At 70.0% G+C, this 19,567-nt stretch carries 15 protein-coding genes and 1 pseudogene; 11 read left to right on the top strand and 5 right to left on the bottom strand.

Features of this window, described 5'->3' with window-relative positions; all coding sequences use genetic code 11:
- Positions 1-222: 222 nt before the first annotated feature.
- From AC07C1_RS39515 to AC07C1_RS39505, 3 genes are all read right to left on the bottom strand, one after another.
- Positions 223-501 (bottom strand): GlsB/YeaQ/YmgE family stress response membrane protein, encoded by a 279-nt coding sequence (locus tag AC07C1_RS39515; RefSeq protein ID WP_478946959.1) that lies wholly within the window; start codon positions 499-501, stop codon positions 223-225.
- Positions 502-1,285: 784 nt separating this feature from the next.
- Positions 1,286-1,819, bottom strand: coding sequence for a GNAT family N-acetyltransferase (locus AC07C1_RS39510; protein ID WP_478946958.1), 534 nt, complete (start codon positions 1,817-1,819; stop codon positions 1,286-1,288).
- Positions 1,820-2,140: 321 nt separating this feature from the next.
- Positions 2,141-2,779 (bottom strand): flavin reductase family protein, encoded by a 639-nt coding sequence (locus tag AC07C1_RS39505; RefSeq protein ID WP_478946957.1) that lies wholly within the window; start codon positions 2,777-2,779, stop codon positions 2,141-2,143.
- A 430-nt stretch (positions 2,780-3,209) separates the two neighbouring features.
- Here AC07C1_RS39505 and AC07C1_RS39500 point away from each other — a divergent pair, with 430 nt between their 5' ends.
- Positions 3,210-3,446: a hypothetical protein gene (locus AC07C1_RS39500; RefSeq protein WP_478946956.1), complete on the top strand. Its 237-nt coding sequence runs from the start codon at positions 3,210-3,212 to the stop codon at positions 3,444-3,446.
- Positions 3,447-3,937: 491 nt separating this feature from the next.
- The gene (locus AC07C1_RS39495; RefSeq protein ID WP_478946975.1) at positions 3,938-5,116 is read left to right on the top strand and encodes a PP2C family protein-serine/threonine phosphatase; all 1,179 of its coding nucleotides are present in this window, start codon (positions 3,938-3,940) and stop codon (positions 5,114-5,116) included.
- Positions 5,117-5,253: 137 nt separating this feature from the next.
- Here the strand turns inward: AC07C1_RS39495 and AC07C1_RS39490 are convergent, their stop codons facing one another.
- Positions 5,254-5,640 carry an ArsR/SmtB family transcription factor gene (locus AC07C1_RS39490; protein ID WP_478946955.1) on the bottom strand — a complete coding sequence of 129 codons (387 nt, stop codon included), beginning with the start codon at positions 5,638-5,640 and terminating at the stop codon, positions 5,254-5,256.
- Positions 5,641-5,733: 93 nt separating this feature from the next.
- Between AC07C1_RS39490 and AC07C1_RS39485 the strand changes: the two genes are divergently transcribed.
- The 3 genes from AC07C1_RS39485 (at position 5,734) to AC07C1_RS39475 (ending at position 10,043) form a co-directional block, all read left to right on the top strand.
- Entirely contained in the window at positions 5,734-7,728 is a 1,995-nt protein-coding gene (locus tag AC07C1_RS39485; protein ID WP_478946954.1) for a heavy metal translocating P-type ATPase, read from the top strand.
- The gene (locus AC07C1_RS39480) at positions 7,725-8,132 is read left to right on the top strand and encodes a (2Fe-2S) ferredoxin domain-containing protein (RefSeq protein WP_478946953.1); all 408 of its coding nucleotides are present in this window, start codon (positions 7,725-7,727) and stop codon (positions 8,130-8,132) included. Before AC07C1_RS39485 ends, AC07C1_RS39480 begins: the two co-directional genes overlap by 4 nt.
- 1,614 nt (positions 8,133-9,746) lie before the next feature.
- On the top strand, positions 9,747-10,043 hold the full coding sequence (locus AC07C1_RS39475; protein ID WP_478946952.1) for a hypothetical protein: 297 nt from the start codon (positions 9,747-9,749) through the stop codon (positions 10,041-10,043).
- Between the two features lie 356 nt (positions 10,044-10,399).
- Here AC07C1_RS39475 and AC07C1_RS39470 read toward each other — a convergent pair.
- Positions 10,400-10,674: pseudogene (locus AC07C1_RS39470) on the bottom strand (transposase); the annotation flags it as partial.
- 1,395 nt (positions 10,675-12,069) lie between these two features.
- Between AC07C1_RS39470 and AC07C1_RS39465 the strand changes: the two are divergent.
- The 6 genes from AC07C1_RS39465 (at position 12,070) to AC07C1_RS39440 (ending at position 19,459) form a co-directional block, all read left to right on the top strand.
- Entirely contained in the window at positions 12,070-13,287 is a 1,218-nt protein-coding gene (locus AC07C1_RS39465; RefSeq protein WP_478946951.1) for a hypothetical protein, read from the top strand.
- Entirely contained in the window at positions 13,284-15,380 is a 2,097-nt protein-coding gene (locus AC07C1_RS39460; protein WP_478946950.1) for a tetratricopeptide repeat protein, read from the top strand. The genes AC07C1_RS39465 and AC07C1_RS39460 overlap by 4 nt, the downstream gene beginning before the upstream one ends.
- A gap of 31 nt (positions 15,381-15,411) precedes the next feature.
- Positions 15,412-15,642 carry a hypothetical protein gene (locus tag AC07C1_RS39455; RefSeq protein ID WP_478946949.1) on the top strand — a complete coding sequence of 77 codons (231 nt, stop codon included), beginning with the start codon at positions 15,412-15,414 and terminating at the stop codon, positions 15,640-15,642.
- A 43-nt stretch (positions 15,643-15,685) separates the two neighbouring features.
- Complete coding sequence (locus AC07C1_RS39450) at positions 15,686-15,811, top strand: hypothetical protein (RefSeq protein WP_478946948.1); 126 nt, start codon at positions 15,686-15,688, stop codon at positions 15,809-15,811.
- A gap of 43 nt (positions 15,812-15,854) precedes the next feature.
- Positions 15,855-17,009 carry an ATP-binding protein gene (locus tag AC07C1_RS39445; RefSeq protein WP_478946947.1) on the top strand — a complete coding sequence of 385 codons (1,155 nt, stop codon included), beginning with the start codon at positions 15,855-15,857 and terminating at the stop codon, positions 17,007-17,009.
- Between the two features lie 539 nt (positions 17,010-17,548).
- Positions 17,549-19,459: an acyltransferase family protein gene (locus tag AC07C1_RS39440; protein WP_478946946.1), complete on the top strand. Its 1,911-nt coding sequence runs from the start codon at positions 17,549-17,551 to the stop codon at positions 19,457-19,459.
- Positions 19,460-19,567: the final 108 nt, after the last annotated feature.

Below are 19,567 nucleotides of genomic sequence, written 5' to 3'. Positions count from 1 at the left end.
TGGACGTGAGCAACTGCCTGGGACGGGACGCGCCGTGCAGCGCGGAGCGTGGCTGTGGTCGGGTAACCGGCGTGGCGGATGGCGTCCATCTGGCCGACGGTGCTTCACCGCGCTTGAACTGGTGCTCTCAGCGCCCCCGTCCGTACACGCCGACGGCTCCCGACCTGCGAAACCAGGTGGGAGCCGTTCGGAGTTAGCCGGACGCGTAGGGCGTTCAGCGGGTCACGCGTGACGGTGCGAGTGTCGGTTGCCGACGACGATGCGGTAGAGAGCGAGCAGGATGAGGGAGCCGACGATCGCGGCGATCCAGGTGGAGAGTTCGAAGAATCCGTCGACAGAGTCGACGCCGAAGATCACCTTGCCGAGCCAGCCGCCGAGCAGGCCGCCGGCGATGCCGATGAGCATGGTGATGATGAGGCCGCCCGGGTCCTTGCCCGGCATGATGGCCTTGGCGATCGCGCCGGCGAGCAGGCCGATGATGATCCACGCGATGATGCCCATAGTGCATCTCCGTCCCGTCGTGTAAAGGCTGTGTCAGCTCATCGTCTTTACCGTTCGCCGCCGAACAAACGTGTCCCTTGGAACGCACGCCTGAGGACGCACCCCAGCCCTTGGCGGCGAAGACCACCGAGCACAGGACCCGGATGCTCAACACACGGGCCTGTCACTGGACCGCGCGCCCAGGTCACCCAGGTTCGCGGGCGGCACCGGCTGGGAGAAGACCCGCCCCGACCGCGGGAGACAAAGTGGGACGGTTGGGAGGCGACCAGCCGATGGGCTGTCTCGCGCTCGGTCCGGCGCAAACTGGGGCCGCTTCAAACCGACCGGGTGGAGCCGACTCACACCGTCGCGGCCACCCGCGGGCTGATCGCGGTCTCAGCGGTCAGCAGCCGCAGCAACGGAGGCCCGCTGGATCCCCGCCGGGGCCTGGCGCGCATGCCTTGCGGTCGGCAGCGTGGGCCAGGCAGCCGGGCGTGGCCCGGGTCCATGCCGCTGCGTGCGCGGCCGGGGGATGACGTCCGCACGCGTGCAGTGCTCAATTCTGTCCCGCGGGAAGGTCACGTCGCACGTGCCGCCGGCGGGCCGGAGGCCGTTCGGGTGCCTGATCGCGCCCATGTGGGACATGACTGTCGATGGGACCGAGGAGACGGCGTGCAGTACCCGGTCCTGGCCTCCCCGGGCGTGGACCTTCGCCCGAGGCGTCCCACCTCGTGGCGATCAATGCGGTCACGGGATGTACGGACAGTCGCCGGCGATCTCGTGGCGATCCGACGGCTCGGCCCGTCTACGCCTCGAACTCGGTCAGGTCGATGGTGTGAACGCGCAGCGGATAGCCGTACACCGGGTGTGTCGTCTCGCGTTCCGGCACCATGCCGAGCTTGCGGATGACGTTCTCGGAGGCGTCGTTATCCACTCGGTTGATGCTGATGACGCGGTCGAGGCCACGGTCCTGGAGGGCGAACTCCAGGACCGCTTGGGCGGCTTCGGACGCGTATCCCTGGCCCCAGAACTGTGAGCCGAGCCGCCAGCTGATCGCCACGGCGGGCAGTACCTCCGGCAGGAACTCGGGCACGGACAGACCCGTGAAGCCGGCCAGTTCACCCGAGGCCAGCAGCTCGACGGCGAAGAGCCCGAAGCCCTCCTCGTCCCACTCTTCCTCCCACCTCTCGATGGCCTGCGCCGTGTGGTCCAGGTCGTGCACCGAGCCGTCGTCGATCCAGTGCATGACCCGCGGGTCCGCGTTGATCTCCGCCATTGCCGCCAGGTCGTCGTCATGCCAGCGGCGGAGGAGGAGGCGGGGGGTGTGGATCTCAGTCATGGCGCCCATCCTGCCGCAGGTGAGGGCCTCATCAGTAATTGGTGCTTGCCCGCGTCGCCGCTCCAGAACCGCAAGGCCTCAGGCCGCCTGCACCGCACATAGTGGTGTCCCAGAGTCTGATCGTCCCCGTCAGCCGTTCAGCGTCCAGCGCCGACCGGGCTGGCACGGGGGCGCGGCCGGACTGCGGGGCGCGGGTGTTCTGCGGGGCGCGGACGAGAAGGGCAGCGCCGGCCTGCACCAGACGTGCTCCCCGGGGGGCCGGGAGTTCAACGCCGGAGGGTGGGTGCTGCTGTCGGTCGTGGGCCGGCTGCGGGTGTCGGCTCAGACGGCTGTCGACCGACGCTGGTGCGGCATGCTCCAGCCTTCCGCGAGCCTCGACGGATGAACATTGTGCCCGCCGCCGAAGAACTCGCAGAACTTCATGATCAACGGGTCCCAGCCGAGCGGGTCCACGTGCTGCGTTCCCGGGATGACCAACTTCTCCTCGACGTGGGCGCGAATGACCTCGACTTCGAAGGCGGTGGCGAACTCGGTCGGACTGCCGAAGGGATGGGCCGAAAGAACCCGGCACTCCAGCTGGATCGGACATTGCGCGACTCGAGGCGCTCGGACGAGGTCCGACGGCTGTTCGGTCAGTTGTCCGGCCGAGAACTTGTCGGGCTCGTATCGGTATCCCTGCTGCGCCTTGCGGTCCGGCACGTCCCGCTTCCCGGTGGTGAGTGCGATCCGGTCAACGGCATCGACCATCGCGGATGAAGGCAAGTTGAGTACGCATTCGCCTTCCCGCAGCAAATTCGCGGTGGTCTGGGCGCTGTTGCCCAGACCGAGCATGCAGGACTGGCCCAGCCACCACGCGGAGGACATCGGCGCAAGGTTGGCTGTGCCGTCTTCGTTGACTGAGCTGATCAGCACCACCGGAGTTCCGAAGTACAGGACCTTCAGCCCGGGGACGACATGCATGTGCTGTGCCTTTCGCAGAGTGCCTGGTCTGACAGGCCCGGGTGCAGGAACACGAGCCACCGCTGACTCTCCCGTGAGCGGGATCAGCCGCGCTGGCGGAAGCGCGACATTGCGTTCCGCCCGAGTGCGACATCGTCGGCGGACTCGACCGGGTCTTCGCTTCACCGAGACGCCGTCCGAAGAGCTGTCCGGTAACCGGCGAGGGGCGAGTGAGTCGATCGCGTACGCGGGGGAATATCACCGCCGAGCCCCGCCGCGGAGCACCGCCCGAGCCATCACCGTCCGGGCGACACGCCCCCCGTCACCGTCTGGGCGACAACGCCCCCCGACCCGTTGCCGCCCGCACCACGCGCAGCTCCCCACGGCTGGCCGTACAGGCGGCGGCGTGCCCAAGGTGACAGCAAATTCGAACAAGCGATCTAATACCGGTATGGACGCCACCGACTTCCCCGACGATCTGGTGCAGACGCAAGCCGCCTGGAACGCCACCTACGACGCGCTTGCCGCGCCCCGCCACCGGGACACCACCGCTCTGCGCCGCCGCCTGCTGCGCCTGTCCGTACGGCTGTGGTGGCACCCGTACTGGAACACCGCCTGCTCGGTGCCGGTGGCGCGCACCGAGCTGCGGCAGCTGGCCCGCACGCGGGGAGCCGCTCGGGCGGCGTGAGGGTCGTCTGACAGAGGTTGCGCCTAGGGACGGGCAGGAGGCGGGGAACGTCGGCGGGGGGAGAGGCCGGGGTGGGTGCAGTGCCGGTGCGCGGGTGCCGGGGTGCGGAATGCCTCCACCGGCCGGATACGTCGCGGGCGCTGTCGACGCCGACTTGTCGTTCTCCGGACCTTGCCGTGTCTCACGAGACGTAGGCCCGTCGAAAGGACCGGGCCGGTGACAGTCTCGGCTCTGGCTGCCGCGGCAGCGGGCGGATACGGCCGGCCGGGCCCTCGTGGATATTCGTGCCGGAGCAGCTGTGAGGGCTGCTCCTGGGCGGGCTCCGTGACCGACTCATCTCGACCGTCTTCACTTACCGTGACGGGCATGGATTGACGCTCACCGTGGCGGTACTCAAGCTGGTGTCGGGGCCGGCGGAAGGGATCGTGATCGTGAGTGGTGGGCGGAGTGAACTCCCTCGGCTGCTGACGGCAGCGGAGAAGGCAGCGCCGGTGGAAGCCGTTGACGTCGTCGCGGAGGACCTGCGGCGGCGATTCCGGGCCCGAAATGTCTTTTTCCTCATCGTGGACCTGACTGGGAAAGCGGTGGCACGGCTGTCCATTGCCGGCGCCGCGGAAGGGGGGCGGGAAGCGGAGCGGATCCCGATGTTCGGCAGCGTCTACGAAAAGGTGATCCGAACCCAGCGGCTGTACCAGGAGGCGGCCGACCAGGGACAGCGGGTGATCGTGCCGGTCACCAATCGGGGGGACGCGATCGGGCTGCTGGAACTTCTCCTGCCGGCTGCCCCCGGCGAGGACGTCCTTGACGAGATCGGGGAAGCTGCCCACGTCCTGGCCTACATCGTGATCGCCAACGGGCGCTTTACCGATCTCTACAACTGGGGCAAACGCTCCAGGCCTCCCACCTTGGCGGCCGAGATCCAGTACCAGCTGCTGCCCCCGTCACTGACGTGCGAGGCTGCCCAATTCACCCTGTGCGGGAGTCTGGAGCCCTCCGAAGACCTCAGCGGTGACACCTTCGACTACACCCTGGACCGCGACACCCTTCACCTGTCGGTGACCGATCCGATGGGCCACGACATCGGCGCCGCGCTGGCCGCCACGGTTCTGGTGAGCGCTCTGCGCGGCGCCCGCCGGGCAGGAGCCGGCCTGGCCGAGCAAGCCCACCTGGCCGACCAGGCTCTGGCCGACCACGGCCACGGTCACGCCACCGGGCAGCTGCTGCGTATCAACCTCCACACCGGGCGGGCCCAGCTCGTCAACGCCGGTCACCCTTGGCCACTGCGCATGCGCGGGGGGATTGCGGAGACGATCACCTGCGACGTGGACCATCCCTTCGGGCTCCCCGTGCGCGTGCCCCACCCCTACCGCGTTCAGGACATCGATCTGCGCCCCCACGACCGTCTGCTCATGCTGACCGACGGCATGCTCGAACACCACGGGGAGAAGGTCGACCTGCCCGCCCTGCTGGAGCGCACCCGGGACCTCCACCCGCGAGAGGCCGCGCTGGCACTGACGTCCGCAATCCTGGACGTCGCCGGCGGCCACCTCGAAGACGATGCCACCGTGATGTGCCTGGACTGGCACGGCCCCCAGGAGACCCAGCGACACGTCAGCTCCGGCGCGGACACTCTGCAAGCCTCGGCCGCCCGTATGAAGCAGCAGCCGTGACGTGACCAACGCGCTCTCGTAAGGCGATCCTGTGCGACGCCGAGGTCGACACCGCCCCTGAGGCACACGCGGCCGGGGCGGCAGAAGGAGATGTGGCGCGCCGTCACGAGGCAGGCGCCGTTCGCTCATCCCGGATCTCAGTCCGCGGAGACCGGCTCGGGCAGTTCCGCCGGAAGATCCTGAACGCCCAGGCGCAGATGCTCGACGTGGTACAGGGCCTGGTCGAGGAGTTCCGCGACGTGGCTGTCGTAGAGGGAATAGACGATCGAGCGCCCCTGTCGTTCGCCGGTGACCAGGCCGAGATTGCGCAGCAGCCGCAGCTGGTGGGAGCAGGCGGAGGCTTCCATGCCAACGGCATCGGCGAGTTCGCCGACCGCGCAGGGGCCCTCCTGGAGCCGGGCCAGGATGTACAGCCGCGATGGGGTGGCCAGGGCCTGGAGGGTGGCGGCGACGTCGGCGGTGCCGACCGCGTCGAGACGCTCGCGGGTGGTGGCACTGCTGCTGGTGACGCGTCCATGGCCCATGCGGCCAGCATACCGATGACACTTGAAGACCTGTTCATATGTTCCTGTACGGTGGAGGCGTTGCCCCATCCGCCCGCGAAGGGTTGCTTTGCCATGTCTTCAGCCCTGGCCCAGTCTTCAGCCCTGGCCCAGAGGCCTGCGCCGCCCGCCGGCGGTCTCCGGCCCGTCCAGCCACGGCGCCGTACCCGTGTGCTGGCGCTGCCGGAAGCGCGCTGGGCGCTCGCGGCGCTCGTGCTGTTCCTCCTCGCCCTGCCCGTCCACCTGCTCGGCGGTCCGGCGTGGCTGTGGGGGACGTTGTTCGCCGCGACGTACGTCATCGGCGGCTGGGAGCCGGGTTGGGAGGGCCTGAAAGCCCTGAGGGACAAGACGCTGGACGTGGACCTGCTGATGGTCGCCGCGGCGCTCGGCGCCGCCGCGATCGGGCAGATCCTCGACGGCGCACTGCTGATCATCATCTTCGCCACCTCCGGCGCCCTGGAAGCGGTCGCCACCGCACGGACCGCGGACTCCGTGCGCGGCCTGCTTGACCTCGCGCCCACGACCGCCACCCGACTGCTGCCGGATGGCACCGAGGAAACCGTCGCCACCGAGCGTCTTGCGGTCGGGGACACCGTTTTGGTTCGCCCCGGTGAGCGGGTAGGCGCCGACGGCCACGTACTCGCCGGGGCCAGCGAGGTCGATCAGGCCACCATCACCGGCGAGCCACTGCCGGTGGCCAAGCAGGCGGGGGACGAGGTGTTCGCCGGCACCGTCAACGGCACCGGCTCCCTGCGGGTGCGCGTGCAGAGCGACCCGTCGGACTCGGTGATCGCCCGGATCGTGAAGATGGTCGAGGAAGCCTCGGAGACCAAGGCTCCCACCCAGTTGTTCATCGAGAAGGTCGAGCAGCGCTATTCGATCGGCATGGTCCTCGCGACCCTCGCCGTCTTCGCCGTCCCCCTCGCCTTCGGCGACGACCTGCAGTCGGCACTGCTGCGCGCGATGACGTTCATGATCGTCGCCTCGCCGTGCGCGGTGGTGCTCTCCACCATGCCGCCCCTGCTGTCCGCCATCGCCAACGCCGGACGCCATGGTGTCCTGGTCAAGTCGGCCGTGGTCATGGAGCGCCTCGGGCAGGTCGACGCGGTCGCCCTGGACAAGACCGGCACGCTGACCGAGGGCACCCCGCGCGTGACCGACATCCGCCCGACGGCCGCCTCCCACCTGACCGAGGACGAGCTGCTGCGCCTGGCGGCGGCGGCCGAGCACCCCAGCGAGCACCCGCTGGCCCGCGCGGTCGTGGACGCCGCCCGTACCCGCAACCTGATCATCCCACCGGTGGAGGACTTCGTTTCCACTCCCGGCACCGGGGTGAGCGCGACGGTGGACGGCCGCACTGTGGCGGTCGGCAGCCCGGCCCGCCTCGTCACCAACCCTGTCAGTCACCCATCCGCCACGGCGGCCGCGAGCCTGGAACAGGAGGGCCGAACCGCGGTGCTGGTCATTCTCCACGGCACGCCGGTGGGCGTGCTGGGCATCGCCGACCGGCTGCGCGAGGAGGCCGGTGCCGCGGTCTCCGCGCTGGGCGAGCTGACCGGCACCGCCCCGGTGCTGGTCACCGGCGACAACCCACGCGCGGCGGCGCGGCTCGCCGCCGAGGCCGGTATCACCGACGTCCGCGCCGGTCTCCTCCCGCAGGACAAGGTGCACGCGGTGCAGGAGATGGAGCAGGCCGGCCGGAAGGTGCTGGTGGTCGGCGACGGCGTCAACGACGCCCCCGCCCTGGCTGCCGCCCACACCGGCATCGCCATGGGACGGGCCGGATCCGACCTCGCCTTGGAGACCGCCGACGCCGTCGTCGTCCGCGACGAACTCGCCACCATCCCGTCCGTCGTGCAGCTCTCGCGCACCGCGCGCCGCCTCGTGATCCAGAACCTCGCCATCGCCGCGGTGTTCATCACCGGCCTGGTGATCTGGGACTTGGCCGGAACTCTGCCCCTGCCCCTCGGTGTAGCAGGCCATGAAGGCTCCACCGTCATCGTCGGTCTCAACGGCCTGCGCCTGCTGCGCGAGACCGCCTGGCCGCGCCCCGCAAAGGACACCGCGTGAGCAAACGCAGCCGCCGTACCGCCCCCACCCGCGGGGCGATACAGCCCACCGTCACCGTCTGCCGCGGGTGTTGCTGCGGTACCCCCAAGATCCCGGGCCTTGACCACGCAGCCCAGCTCCGCCGGCTTCGTGAAGCACTCGACGGAGCCGCAGCCGTACGGGTCACCGACTGCCTGGACGCCTGCGAACACGCCAACGTCATCGTCGTCCAGCCCTCCGCCGACGGCCGCGAGAACGGCGGCCGTCCGGTCTGGCTCGGCCTGGTGAACGATGCCGAAGCCATCACTGACATCACCACATGGGTGGAGCAGGGCGGTCCCGGCATCATCGACCCGCCCGATGTCCTGGACCTCTACACCTTCCGTCCCTCCCGGCGGGTCAGGGCCGAACTCCACGACGACTAGAAGCTCACCGCCACCGGCCCGACCCGCACGCCCTACGGCTTCATAGGCACGATTGACGCGCGGGTTTCCGCGCATGTCCGTCCTGGAATGCGCGTACAAGCACGCTTTACGGAAGCCGGCGCGAAAGGTCCCGGTGGCAGGGCCGTCGGCGCAGGCGGTGACGGCCTGGCAGAAGCGGCGGCGTGGTTCGGTTGGTGACGCGGAGAAGGTCGGCGGTGAGGCGGGGCAGTGCCTGGTAGGTAGGTCGGCACGTCGGTCCTTTAGGAAGCACGACGCCCCGGGCGGGTGCCGGGGGCGGTGGGTCTCTGTCTGGGGGAAAGGAGCCGATGACGTGGTGCAGGGAGTTGCGTCGGTGGCCGGTGGCCGGTGGCCGGTGACCGGGGGAGCGGTACGTGGGTGTGCGCTCCTTGACGCGGCGCCGGACCTGATCACCTACACCGCCGACTTCCCTTGGCCCGCCCGCTGGTGGATCGCCGGCACCGACGGCAAGCCGCCCGCGCCTCAGCCCAGTACGAGCGGGCCCGGGCCGCCGGCCTGGCCCCGCAGAACGCGGTCCGTGCCGCCCGCGCCGCGCCTGCCACCGTGCGGGACGAAGCTCAGGCAGCGACCGCTTCGGGCACCGTGCTCGCCTGCGGCAGGCCCGCGTGCCGTCGCCCCTGAGCCGGACGCCGCCCTCACCCCGGCGCAGCAGGCCGCCGCCGTCCACGTCCATCAGCAGGCAGCGATGCCGGGGGACCACTGGAGAGCGGCATGACGCACTGCGGGACGTGGGAGACCTCGCCGCAGAATTTCGCCCGCCTCGGCGCCCGCACCCGGGCGCCCAACGCCCGCAGCCGCATGGTCGAAGACCAGCCGGATCAGGCGCAGCAGGCCCCGACCACCGACCCGGGCAGCCAGCAGCACCAGCACCAACGCCCTGGCCCACCAACGCCCTGGCCCACCAACGCCCTGGCCCACCAACGCCCTGGCCCACCAACGCCCTGCCCCCCGGCCCGGCAACCGGGGTACGCCCGTGAGCCCGGCCCCCGCACCACAGCCGGGCGCGGCGCCTGGAGCAGACTGCCCGCCCCTACTTCACCGGTATCCGATACCACGGCGCGGCCGCGGGCACCACGCCCGTCAACTACCACCAAGCGGTGCCCGTGTCGTCACCGAGCCGGAGCGGAACACAGCCGACCCGGCCAAGGCCGCCGGCGCGGTGTGGCGCAGGTTCGGGCGGGGGAGTGGCAGACGGCGAGGCACACCGTCGCGCGGACCGCGGAGCGAGAGGCGCAGCGCCTGGTGCACTCCCGCCGCGGCAGCAAGTTACCGACGAACGCGGGCAGCAGGTGCAGCGACACTCGAGGCCCGGTGAGTGGGACGACCTGTGCGGTCCGTGCGCGCGGGCAGCCGCCGACCGCGTCGAAGCTGAAGGCGTCGCCCAGTGCCACGCGGAAGAGGCCGCTGCCTGCCAGACGGCCGAAGCGGAGACGAAGAACATCCGCGGCCTGCTCCGACGCCGTCGGTGGCCGGGCGGCCCCGGGGCGGCGGCGTCCGCGGGCCCGGCCTGCATCAGGGCCGCGCCCGCCACCGCCCCGGGCCGCGTTGTCGGTGGTGTCTGGGAGGCTGATCGGCATGAACGGAGATGAGCAGCTGCTGCGCGGCCGGGTCTACGGCCGTGACCACGACGACCCCGACCCCGGCCCGCTGCCGCACCGGACGTACGCCGCGCTCATAGGTGGGCCGTTGGACGGGTTGCTGCTGGACATCACGGGCTGGCGGCCGGAGGAAGTCGACGACGGCGCGGCCCTGTCCACGGAGCTCGGACAGTTCCCTGGTGGGCGGTCGCTGTACGACCCGCGCCCCGGTGAACCACGTACGCCGGGGCCGGGTATGAGCTGCCGCTTCTACTACTCCGGCGATACGCCCTGACGACATCCCGCCCAGTATCTGGGGTGAACGACTGCGGGCTCGGTGCAGCCGCGGTGCCTCCATGGGCCGCCACTGCCGACGGGCGTGCGGCCCGGCCGCGGGCGAGGTCACCCCCTTGACGCCCTGTATGAAACTGGTGCCGCCCATGTCAGCCACCGTACCGAAGCACGCGAGACAGCCCATCAGCACCGTGCACACCAGCTGTGCCGTATCGGTCGACATGCCGATCAGCAGCGCCGCACGGACGCCGCCGGCCTGTTGTTGCACCATCAGCAGGGGAAGGGCGATGACCACCGTCACCACAGACCCGGCTGTGCGCGGCCTCGGCCCTGCAGCGCGCAGGAAGAACAACTCATCTCTTGGCCGTAGGCCTCGTTCGTGCTCACCCACGACCGGCAGGCCCGCGGCCGGGGTCCGGGTGTAACCCTCACCTTGGCGAGTTCACCCTTCGTCGCGAAGGTCCGCCGTCGGGAATCCTCGTCGCCCGGCACCGTTCACGGCCCGAGGTCCACGCCTTGGGAAGAGTCAACTCCCGGTCGACCAGGGCCCGTCCAGGGCCGATGGCAAAAGGCGGCGAACACCCCGATCTGGCAGTTGTCGATCTTTCCGAGGTGCCGGTGCACTGCCGCCCCCGTTATGTTCTTCGCGGTCCTGCAAGAGGGCCGCTGGTCTCCGGGCCCGGCAGGCCCCCCCCCGCGCACGTGCTGCCCTTCTTGACGAAGCGCGAGTGCAGCTCACGGCGACACCGAAGGTCTGCCGCAGTCGAAGCGGTCGCTCGGTCAGTGCAGAGAAGGCGCGGCCCCCGCCGTAGGGGAAACCAGGCGTAGCCGAGGAGGCTGGCGCGTTCTCGCCGGTGAGCGGCGCGCCGTGAGGGCTCAACGGCGCTTTCGAGACACGGATGCCGCTGCCCGCGCCGGAAGGAGGCGCCCGTGCGCGTCGTTCCGGCTGCGAAGCCAGCTATGGCTTTCGGGCTCCGGCGGCAGCGGGAGGGGACGTGAGTGGCCAGTCCCGCTACGTCGTGGTGGCGCCGAGTTAACCCGGAGGCCTCCGGCAGGTGGGTGCCTTCCGCGCGCCGATCGGGTCCGGCCGCCGCCCAGGATGCCTGACCCTCGCGGCTGACCGCCGTCCTCCCCGTGCCGCAGGGCACGTTCGGCCGGCGGACGCAGGTGCGCATCCCGGCCGCGGGTGCGGCGCGCCGGGATGCGCACCACGCGGGTCGGCGGGGGCGTCGTCCCGATCCGGTGTGCAGGCCGACGCCAGGCGTCCGGAGCAGACGTCGGGCGCGGCGGGCCGGCCGGGAAGTGGAGGTAGGAGGATCACCGTCCTGGCGTGCGGTTCAATTTTCGGCAAATCGGCCGCCGGCCTGTCCACGCCCGGGACGGCACAGAGCACCCTCCCAAATCGCCGTCACCACGCGACCCGCCTTTTTGCCTCCCCTTGGCTGGGCCCCGAAGTATTGCGGCGATATTTCGCGGGAAACGGAATGCGGTGCTGGGAGTTCCACTTCTGCTCCGCCGCCTGGCGTCATCCGGTTTCCGTAGCACCGGTCGTAGCGGCTGGAAGTGCGAGAACAGCGTTCCCGCAGCCTCTGGCAACGATGTCCGCGGCGCGCCCGCGACGGATTCCAGAGGGAGACAGAAATTTTCCTTCCGTCTTACAACGCGGAAAACGCTTTCCCAGCGAATTTCGGGCATGAGTAGATTTTCTCATGCCCCGTGGCGGGAAAGGAGCCTTGACTCCGGAGTGCGCCTGACCCAGCTTTGTTGCCGCCGACCGCCGGTCGGTTGCACATCCCGCTGAGAAGGGACCCGCCATGAAGTCGACCGTCGCCATGAGCAAGAAGGCCGGCACCAAGAAGATTGCGGTGCGTCGCACCGGCGATGTGCGTCTGACGTCTGCCGCCTGTCAGTGCCCGTACTCCGTCCAGGCGTAAGGGTTCGTCTGCCAGCAGTACCAGGTCGTGCTCGGGTGTGCCGCCGGCCGGTGCACCCGAGCACGCCCGGGCCCCGGGTCCTGAGGAGGACGTGTGACCGCTGACGGTCTTCTGTTCCACGAATTGAGCTTCGTACGCGAAGGCGACGACGTCGTGGTCGGCCGTTTGGACACCGGGTCCTACGCGGTCTTCCCGGCCGACGGGGCGGAACTGCTGAAACAGCTGACGGAGGGAATGCCGCTGACCGCCGCCGCGGACTGGTACGAGACCACCTTCGACGAAGAGGTGGACCTCGACGACTTCATCGAGACCTTGCAGGACCTGGGTTTCGTGCGCGAGGACGGCGGCCGGCAGACCACCACCGCGTCAGCCCCCGTACGCCTGCGCGGGCTAGGACGCGCCGTGTTCTCCCCGGTGGCCTTGTGCCTGTACGCCGCCGTCGTCGCGGGATGGGCGTGGGCCGCGGCCGTCCACACGGACCTGGCCCCCGATCCCTCACAGATCTTCTTCGTGCACTCGCTGCTGGTGGTCCAGCTCGTGATCACCCTCGGACAGGTGCCGCTTCTCCTCGCCCACGAGGGTTTCCACATACTCGCCGGACGCCGGCTCGGTCTGCCCACGCGGCTGAGTATGAGCAATCGTCTGACATACATCGTCGCCGAAACCCAGATCAACGGGCTCCTGAGCGTTCCCCGGGCGAAACGCTATCTTCCGTTTCTCGCCGGGATCGTGTGCGACGGGGTCGTTTTCGGTGCTTTCGGACTCGTCGCCGATGTGACCCGTCATCCGGACGGAACATTTTCCTTCGCGGGCCGGCTCTGCCTCGCCCTGGCCTTTACCGTGGGCGTCCGGATGCTCTGGCAGTTCCAGCTCTATCTGCGCACCGACCTCTACTACGTCGCCGCCACCGCCTGGAACTGCCACGATCTGCACGACGCGGCCATGACGTTGCTGAAGAACCGCCTGTGGCGCCTGCTGAACCGCCCCGAACGTCTCGTCGACGAGGAGCAGTGGACCGCCCGGGACCGCCGCGTCGGCACCTTCTACGGGCCCTTCATCGTGCTGGGCTACTGCGCACTCGCGGCCATCACGGTCCTCGTCAGCGTCCCGGTGACCGTCCAGTACGGCAGCATCGCCGCACGAGCGATCGGCTCCGGTGAACTGGACCCGGCCTTCTGGGACGCCGTGCTCTCCCTGTGCATGAACATCGCCCAGATCGTCGCCCTCGTGGTGCTGTCCCGAAGGAAACGCAGGAACAGCAAGCTGGGGCCCACCCACTCGTCGTCGTCCCTGGAGGTCGAACTCTCATGACGCGCCATCTACGGATCGTGGGCGAGAGGCGCGAGGACCGCCTCCGTGCGGTCGCGGCCCACACGGACAAGGCACTGGTGGCCCGCTGCCACCAGCGGCTGCGGGGTCCCTACACCGGCGTGGACACCGTGCTGCGCGCGATCCTGCCTGAGGCCCACCTGCGCTGGCCCGACCTCGTGGACGAGCATCGTGTGGCCCTCCTGTACGGCATGCCCGAGCTGGCGGAGATCATCGGGCCGCCACCGCGGACCCTGGCCGACGACGCGCCCTACGAGGAGCGGACGCGCTTCTTCGGCGCCGGCTGGATCCGCTCCATGAACCAGGGGATCGTCACCTTCCTACTCGAGTACGCCCAGCGCCGCCACACCGATGGGACCCCGGCGGACGGGGCGGCCGCACCCTTGGAGCTCGCGTTCGACGAGGTCCACGCGGCGGAGACGACCACGAGGGAGCTGCTGGCACTGCTGGTGCGCCGGGCCGACGCGCGGGTCCTGCGGATCGTGGTCGCGGCGAACACCGACACGCTGACCGAGGAGTTGGAGGCCGCACTCGGCGATGCGGAAACGCTCCCGGCCGCCCGCGACGGCGAGCGGCCCCCGCTCCACCGTACCGACCCCGAACGCGTGGCCGCCTACGTCGACGGCGACTGCACCGACGACGACCCCGCAATGGTCCGCGCCTACCAACAGGCGGACCCGCGGGCGGTCGCGTTGCTCCACGACCGGCGCGCCGATGCTTTGGAGGAGATCGCCACCTGGGGTGCCCGCATGAGCGCGCTCACCCACCACCGGGAGTACGGCAGCGATCCGTCCGGCTCGGGACGGGCCGCCCTGCTGGCCGCGCAGCGCCACGCGGTGGCCAAGGGGTTCTCCGCCGCCGTCGTCGATCTCGGCCTGCGCGGCCGCGGCCTGAGCGACCCGCGCGAACACGAGCACGACTACTGGGAGTTCACCCGGGAGGCGGCGGCCGCCTGCATTCCGATCGGCCGCCTGGAACAGTCCATGGAGCTGTACCAGGACCTGCTGCGCCGCTTCACCGACCCCAAAATCCACATGATGACCAGCTACGCAGTCGCCATGCTGCACACGCGCTTCCTGCGACCACGGGACCACGAGCTGGCCGTCCAGTGGCAGCACAACGCGGTCGCCATCGCCGGTATCCTGCCCGATCCGGCCGAACGCCTCACCTACAGCGTCTTCCACGACAACGGCCTCGCCCTCGTCGAGATGCACCGCGGCAACCGGCACAGGGCCCTGGAACTGGTGGAGTCCTGCATCAGCCGCCTCGACGGGCAACTGGACGACGACCGCTGGATCCTGCACCGCTCCCAGCTGCTCTACAACCGGGCCCGCCTCCTCGTCGCCCTGGGCCGCCCCGACGAGGCCCACGCCGATTACTCCCGCCTCGTCGACCTCGATCCGTACTACACGGACTACCTCTCCGAACGCGCCAGGATCGCACGTGACCGCGACGACCTCGAAGCTGCCCTGGCCGACTACGACCGCGCCGTGCGCCTCGCGCCCCCCTTCCCGGAGCTGTATTACAACCGGGGTACGGCGCGCGCGCAGAACGGTGATCACGAAGGTGCGCTGGACGACTTCACCCGCGTCCTGGAGATGGAACCCGACGACCTCGAAACGCGTGTCGCCCGGGCAGAGTTGCTACTGGAAGCGGGTGATCTCGACGGCGCCGAGGCGGACACCGACACCGGTCTGACCCGACACCCCGGCGAGGTGCAGCTGCTCTGCCTGGAGGGCACCGTCCTCCTGGAACGCGGCACGCTCGACGACGCCCTGCTCGCCTTCGACAAGGTCCTGCGCAAGGACCCCCACTACCCAGCCGCGCTCATCAACCGCGCCGTCGTCCACTACCGGCGGGCACAGCCTGGCAGGGCCGTGGCGGACCTCACCGTGGCGCTCGACGTCGTCGGTGACGACCCCGACATCCTGCTCAACCGCGGTCTCGCCCACTTGGCCGACGGCCATACGCAGAGCGCACTCGAAGACTTCGACCACGCGCTCACCCTGCCCGACGCCGACGTTGCCGAGCTACGGTGGCAACGCGAGCTCTGCGGCGGAGCGGGTACCCGGTAGCCGCACCGCGCGCCGCCGTCGCACGACTCGCTTGGGGCCGGTAAGTACCCAAAGCCCGGGGCGCCAGGCTGCCGAGGCCGTCACCGAGCTGCTGGACACCCTCGAGCGGCGCCGCGGCCACTTCCTTCCCGGCGAGCGGCAGCGTCTGGTGGCCCGGCTGCAGGACAAGGCACGCCAGGCAGCGCCCTACCTCAGCGGCCGTGTGTGCGAGCAGATCACGTACTGGCGGCAGTCGCTACGAAGATCACCGACCTGTTCGTGATCTTCGAGAGGATCCCGCCCGTGCGCCTCGCACGACCGCCGCCATGGCCGCCGTACTTGCTGCCCTCCTCGCCCCTACGGCCGCCCACGCCGCGCCGACCGCCGCAACCGGCGACACCGTCACCCCGCCCGTGCGCGACGCGCTGCCGGCAGCGGTCGACAGCGAATAGGGTGCTGACGGGAACAGAGGGTTCGACGGCGTGGGGGCGGCGAGTGGGGGCTCTGGGCGGGCTGGACCGGTTCGTGGGGCGGGAACGTGAACTGGCGGATCTGGACAAGACCGTGGCTGTGCACCAACTGGTGACCGTGCTTGGGCCGGGCGGGGCGGGCAAGACCCGACTGGTCCTGGAGGTGTGTGAGCAGGTCCGCGCCCGTTTTCTGGACGGTGTTTGTCTGGTCGAGCTGGCCGCGCTCACTCCGCAGACTGATCTCGTCGACCAGGTGGCGACCGCGCTGGACCTGGCCGACGACGATGGGCGCCCATTGACCGAGTCGGTGCCCGCGCGGCTGGCCGACCGCAACGTGCTGCTGCTCCTGGACAACTGCGAGCACCTGGCCGCGGCCTGCGCGCGGCTGGCGGTGGACCTGCTGGCCCGCTGCCCTCGGTTGCGCATCTTGGTGACCAGCCGTGAGCCCCTCGCGGTGCCCGGGGAGGTGCTCTACCCGCTGCAGGGCCTGTCCCGGCCCGTGGCCGGCGAGCACGACGGGGCAGCGACGGCATCGGGCGCGCAGTCGGAGGCGGTGCGGCTGTTCGCCGAGCGCGCCGCTGAGAGCGATCCCCGCTTCGCCCTTACGGCGTCCAACTGCGCCACCGTGCAGGAGATCTGCATCCGGCTGGACGGGCTGCCGCTGGCCATCGAGCTTGCGGCGCGCCGGGTGCGCATGTTGCCGGTGGAGGAGATCCGCGACCGCCTGTCCGACCGCTTCGCCCTGCTGACCTCCGCCCCGCGCACCGCCCCGGACCGGCAGCGCAGCCTGCGGGCCACGGTCGAGTGGAGTTACCGCCTGCTGGAGGGCCGGGAGCAGGCGGCACTGCGCCGACTGGCGGTGTTGCCTGCCGCCTTCGACCTGGCAACTGCGGCGGCCGTGTGCGCGGGCCCCGGCCTGCCCGAGGGGGAGGTGCTGGATGTGGTCTCCGCGCTCTTCGACAAGTCTCTGCTCAGCCGCGAGCCTGTGGCCGTCTCCGGCGCGCCCGCAACCGCCGGTGGCGTGGCCGGGAGGCTGGTGCTGCTGGAAAGCATTCGCGCCTACGCTCTTGAGCAGCTGCGGGCGGCAGGCGAGGCGGAGACGGCGTACGACCGGCTGACCGAGTGGGCCTGCGGCTTGACCCTCTCGCCGACGGGTGGTAGGCGTCGTCCAGCCACTTGAAGACGATGCCTTCCATGCCGACGGCCGCCTACGACAGCCACTCGCGCACAATGTCCGGGTTGTGGTCGACCGGCACAGCGTCCATGGTGCCGACAGGTTCCGGGCGGCGAACACCGACTCCAGCGCGGCCCGCCGCCGATACGGCCACGCGGTGGTGTCGGTGCCGGACAGCAGCAACAGATCGAAGGCGACAAAGTGCGCGGGCCACTCGCCAGCGGCCCGGGCCGCTCCAGTGCCGCGCCGTCGGAGTCGGTTCGGACCTTTTGGATCAGCAGGGGCCAGATGCGGTGGCTTCCGCCGCAGCCGCGGGTGCCGTATGCCATGTCCGGCGCGCGAGGTGCGGACGGTGCTGGCAGCGTGGAGGCAGAAGCAGCAGCGGATGCGCCCGCCGACATGTACACCACCGCGCGGTCATGACCAGGGAGGTAAGCGATGTGACAAGGCTCGATCCGGGCGGCTCAGGCCGTCGGGGGAGAGGAACGGCCCCAACGGTCAGGGGAAGCGCGGGAGTCGATACCCGGCCGGGAAAAATCGCTGCGTTGGACGGGCTCCGGGGTCTGGCGGTGGCCGCGGTGCTCGCTTACCACGGCGGTGTCTCCTGGGCGAAGGGCGGGTTTCTGGGGGTCGATGCCTTTTTCGTTCTGAGCGGATATCTGATCACGACCCTGCTGCTCAAGGAGTGGACCAGCACAGGTGGTATAGCGCTCGGCTCCTTCTGGGCGCGCCGGGCGCGCCGGCTCCTGCCGGCCCTCGTCTGTATGGTCGTCGTGGTGTGCCTGGTCAGCCCGCATCTGGGGCCCTCCCAGGATCTGACGGGCCTGCGGGGTGACGCCCTGTCCGCACTGCTGTACGTGGCGAACTGGCGGATGATCTTCCGGGGCACGGACTACTTCGCACAGACGGCCACGCCCTCGTTGCTGCAGCACACGTGGTCGCTGGGGATCGAGGCGCAGTTCTACGTCCTGTGGCCGCTGCTCCTTGTCGCGATCATCAGGCTCTGCCAGGCACGCGGCGGTGTGCTCCGGACCCTTCTGTTGATCAGCGGGTGCGGTGTGCTGGCCTCGTCCGCTCTCTGCCTGGCCTGGTCGCGGGGGTCCGCCGATCTCAGCCGGCTGTACTTCGGCAGCGACACGCGGGCGCTGGCGCTCCTGACCGGTTGTGCCCTCGCCATCACGCTGGCTCGCTCACCAAGACTGGGGGCGGAGAAGTCGCACCGGTCTGCTTTGGGCGGCGCGGCGGCGGTCGGGGCGATCACCCTTGCATGGCTTTGGTCGCACAGCGACGGCACACAGTCTCTGCTCTTCCCGGGAGCGCTGCTGGCGGGCTCGGTCTCCACCGCCGCGCTGCTGACCCATGTGATCACGGTGCCGGGCTCCGTAACCGCGCGGATTCTGGCTCTGCCGCCGCTGGCCGCTGTGGGACGCATATCGTACGGCGTCTACCTCTGGCACTGGCCGCTGTTCGGCTGGATCGACGCCGAGCGGACCGCATTGGGCGGATCCGCCCTGTTCACCGTGCGGGTCACCGTGACCCTGGTGGTCGCCACTGTGTCGTTCATCGTGATCGAACTGCCCGTACAGCGTCACCGCCCACGGTTCCTCCACCGGCCGCTGCCGGCGCTCGCGACGACAGTCCTGTGCCTGCTGGTGGCGACCGCAGCAGTCGGCAGCCTTGCCTCCGCCCCAGGACCCGTCAGTGTTCCGGTCGCGGTGCCCAGGGACCACGAACACCCCACCGCTCAGGTCCCGGACACCTCGATGGATCACCGCCGAAAGCCAGGCGCACCCGTCTCCACTGTGGTCATCGGGGATTCCATCGCCTGGACGCTGGTGCGATATCTCCCGGCGACCCCGGGGGTCACCGTCCACGACGCCACCCAGCAAGGCTGTGGTCTCGCTCTGGACAGCCCTTACCGGTACTTCGGAACTCTTCATAACGTCTCCCGGAAGTGCAAGCAGTGGACGAGCCACCTGCGTGCGACTGTGGATCAGAACCACCCCGATGTCGTCCTGATGCTGTTCGGCCGCTGGGAAACGATGGACCGCCTGCACAACGGGCACTGGACCCACATCGGCGACAACACCTTCGACGCATACCTGCTCGCCCACCTCAACGAGGCGGTCGACATCGCCGGCTCCGACGGTGCCCGCGTCGTGTTCGCCACAGAGCCGTACAACCACCGTGGTGAACGCTCCGACGGCGGCCTGTGGCCCGAAGATCAGCCGCAACGCGTCGACCAGTGGAACCATCTGCTCCGCCAGGTCGCCGCCCGGCACCGGGGCAGTGTCGCAGTCATCGACCTCGGCCATCGCCTGTGTCCGCACGGTGCCTTCACCTGGCAGGTGGACGGCATACAGGTGCGAAGCGACGGCGTCCATCTCACCCCAGAAGGCGTGCGCTGGCTGGAGCCCTGGCTGGCCTCCCAGATCAAACAGGCCGCAGTCCGATGAGCGTCCGGGACGCCTACTGATCTTTTCGTTAGTTCAGTGGGTATGACGGGCTTGTTGGTGGGAGCCTGATGTTGTGTCTTTCAAGCCTTCGCCTGTTGTCTCCAGATC

The sequence above is a fragment of the Streptomyces sp. NPDC045022 genome (assembly GCF_056432605.1).
The sequence above is the reverse complement of the archived record's forward strand: the minus strand, read 5'-3'. Positions and strand labels throughout refer to the sequence as shown.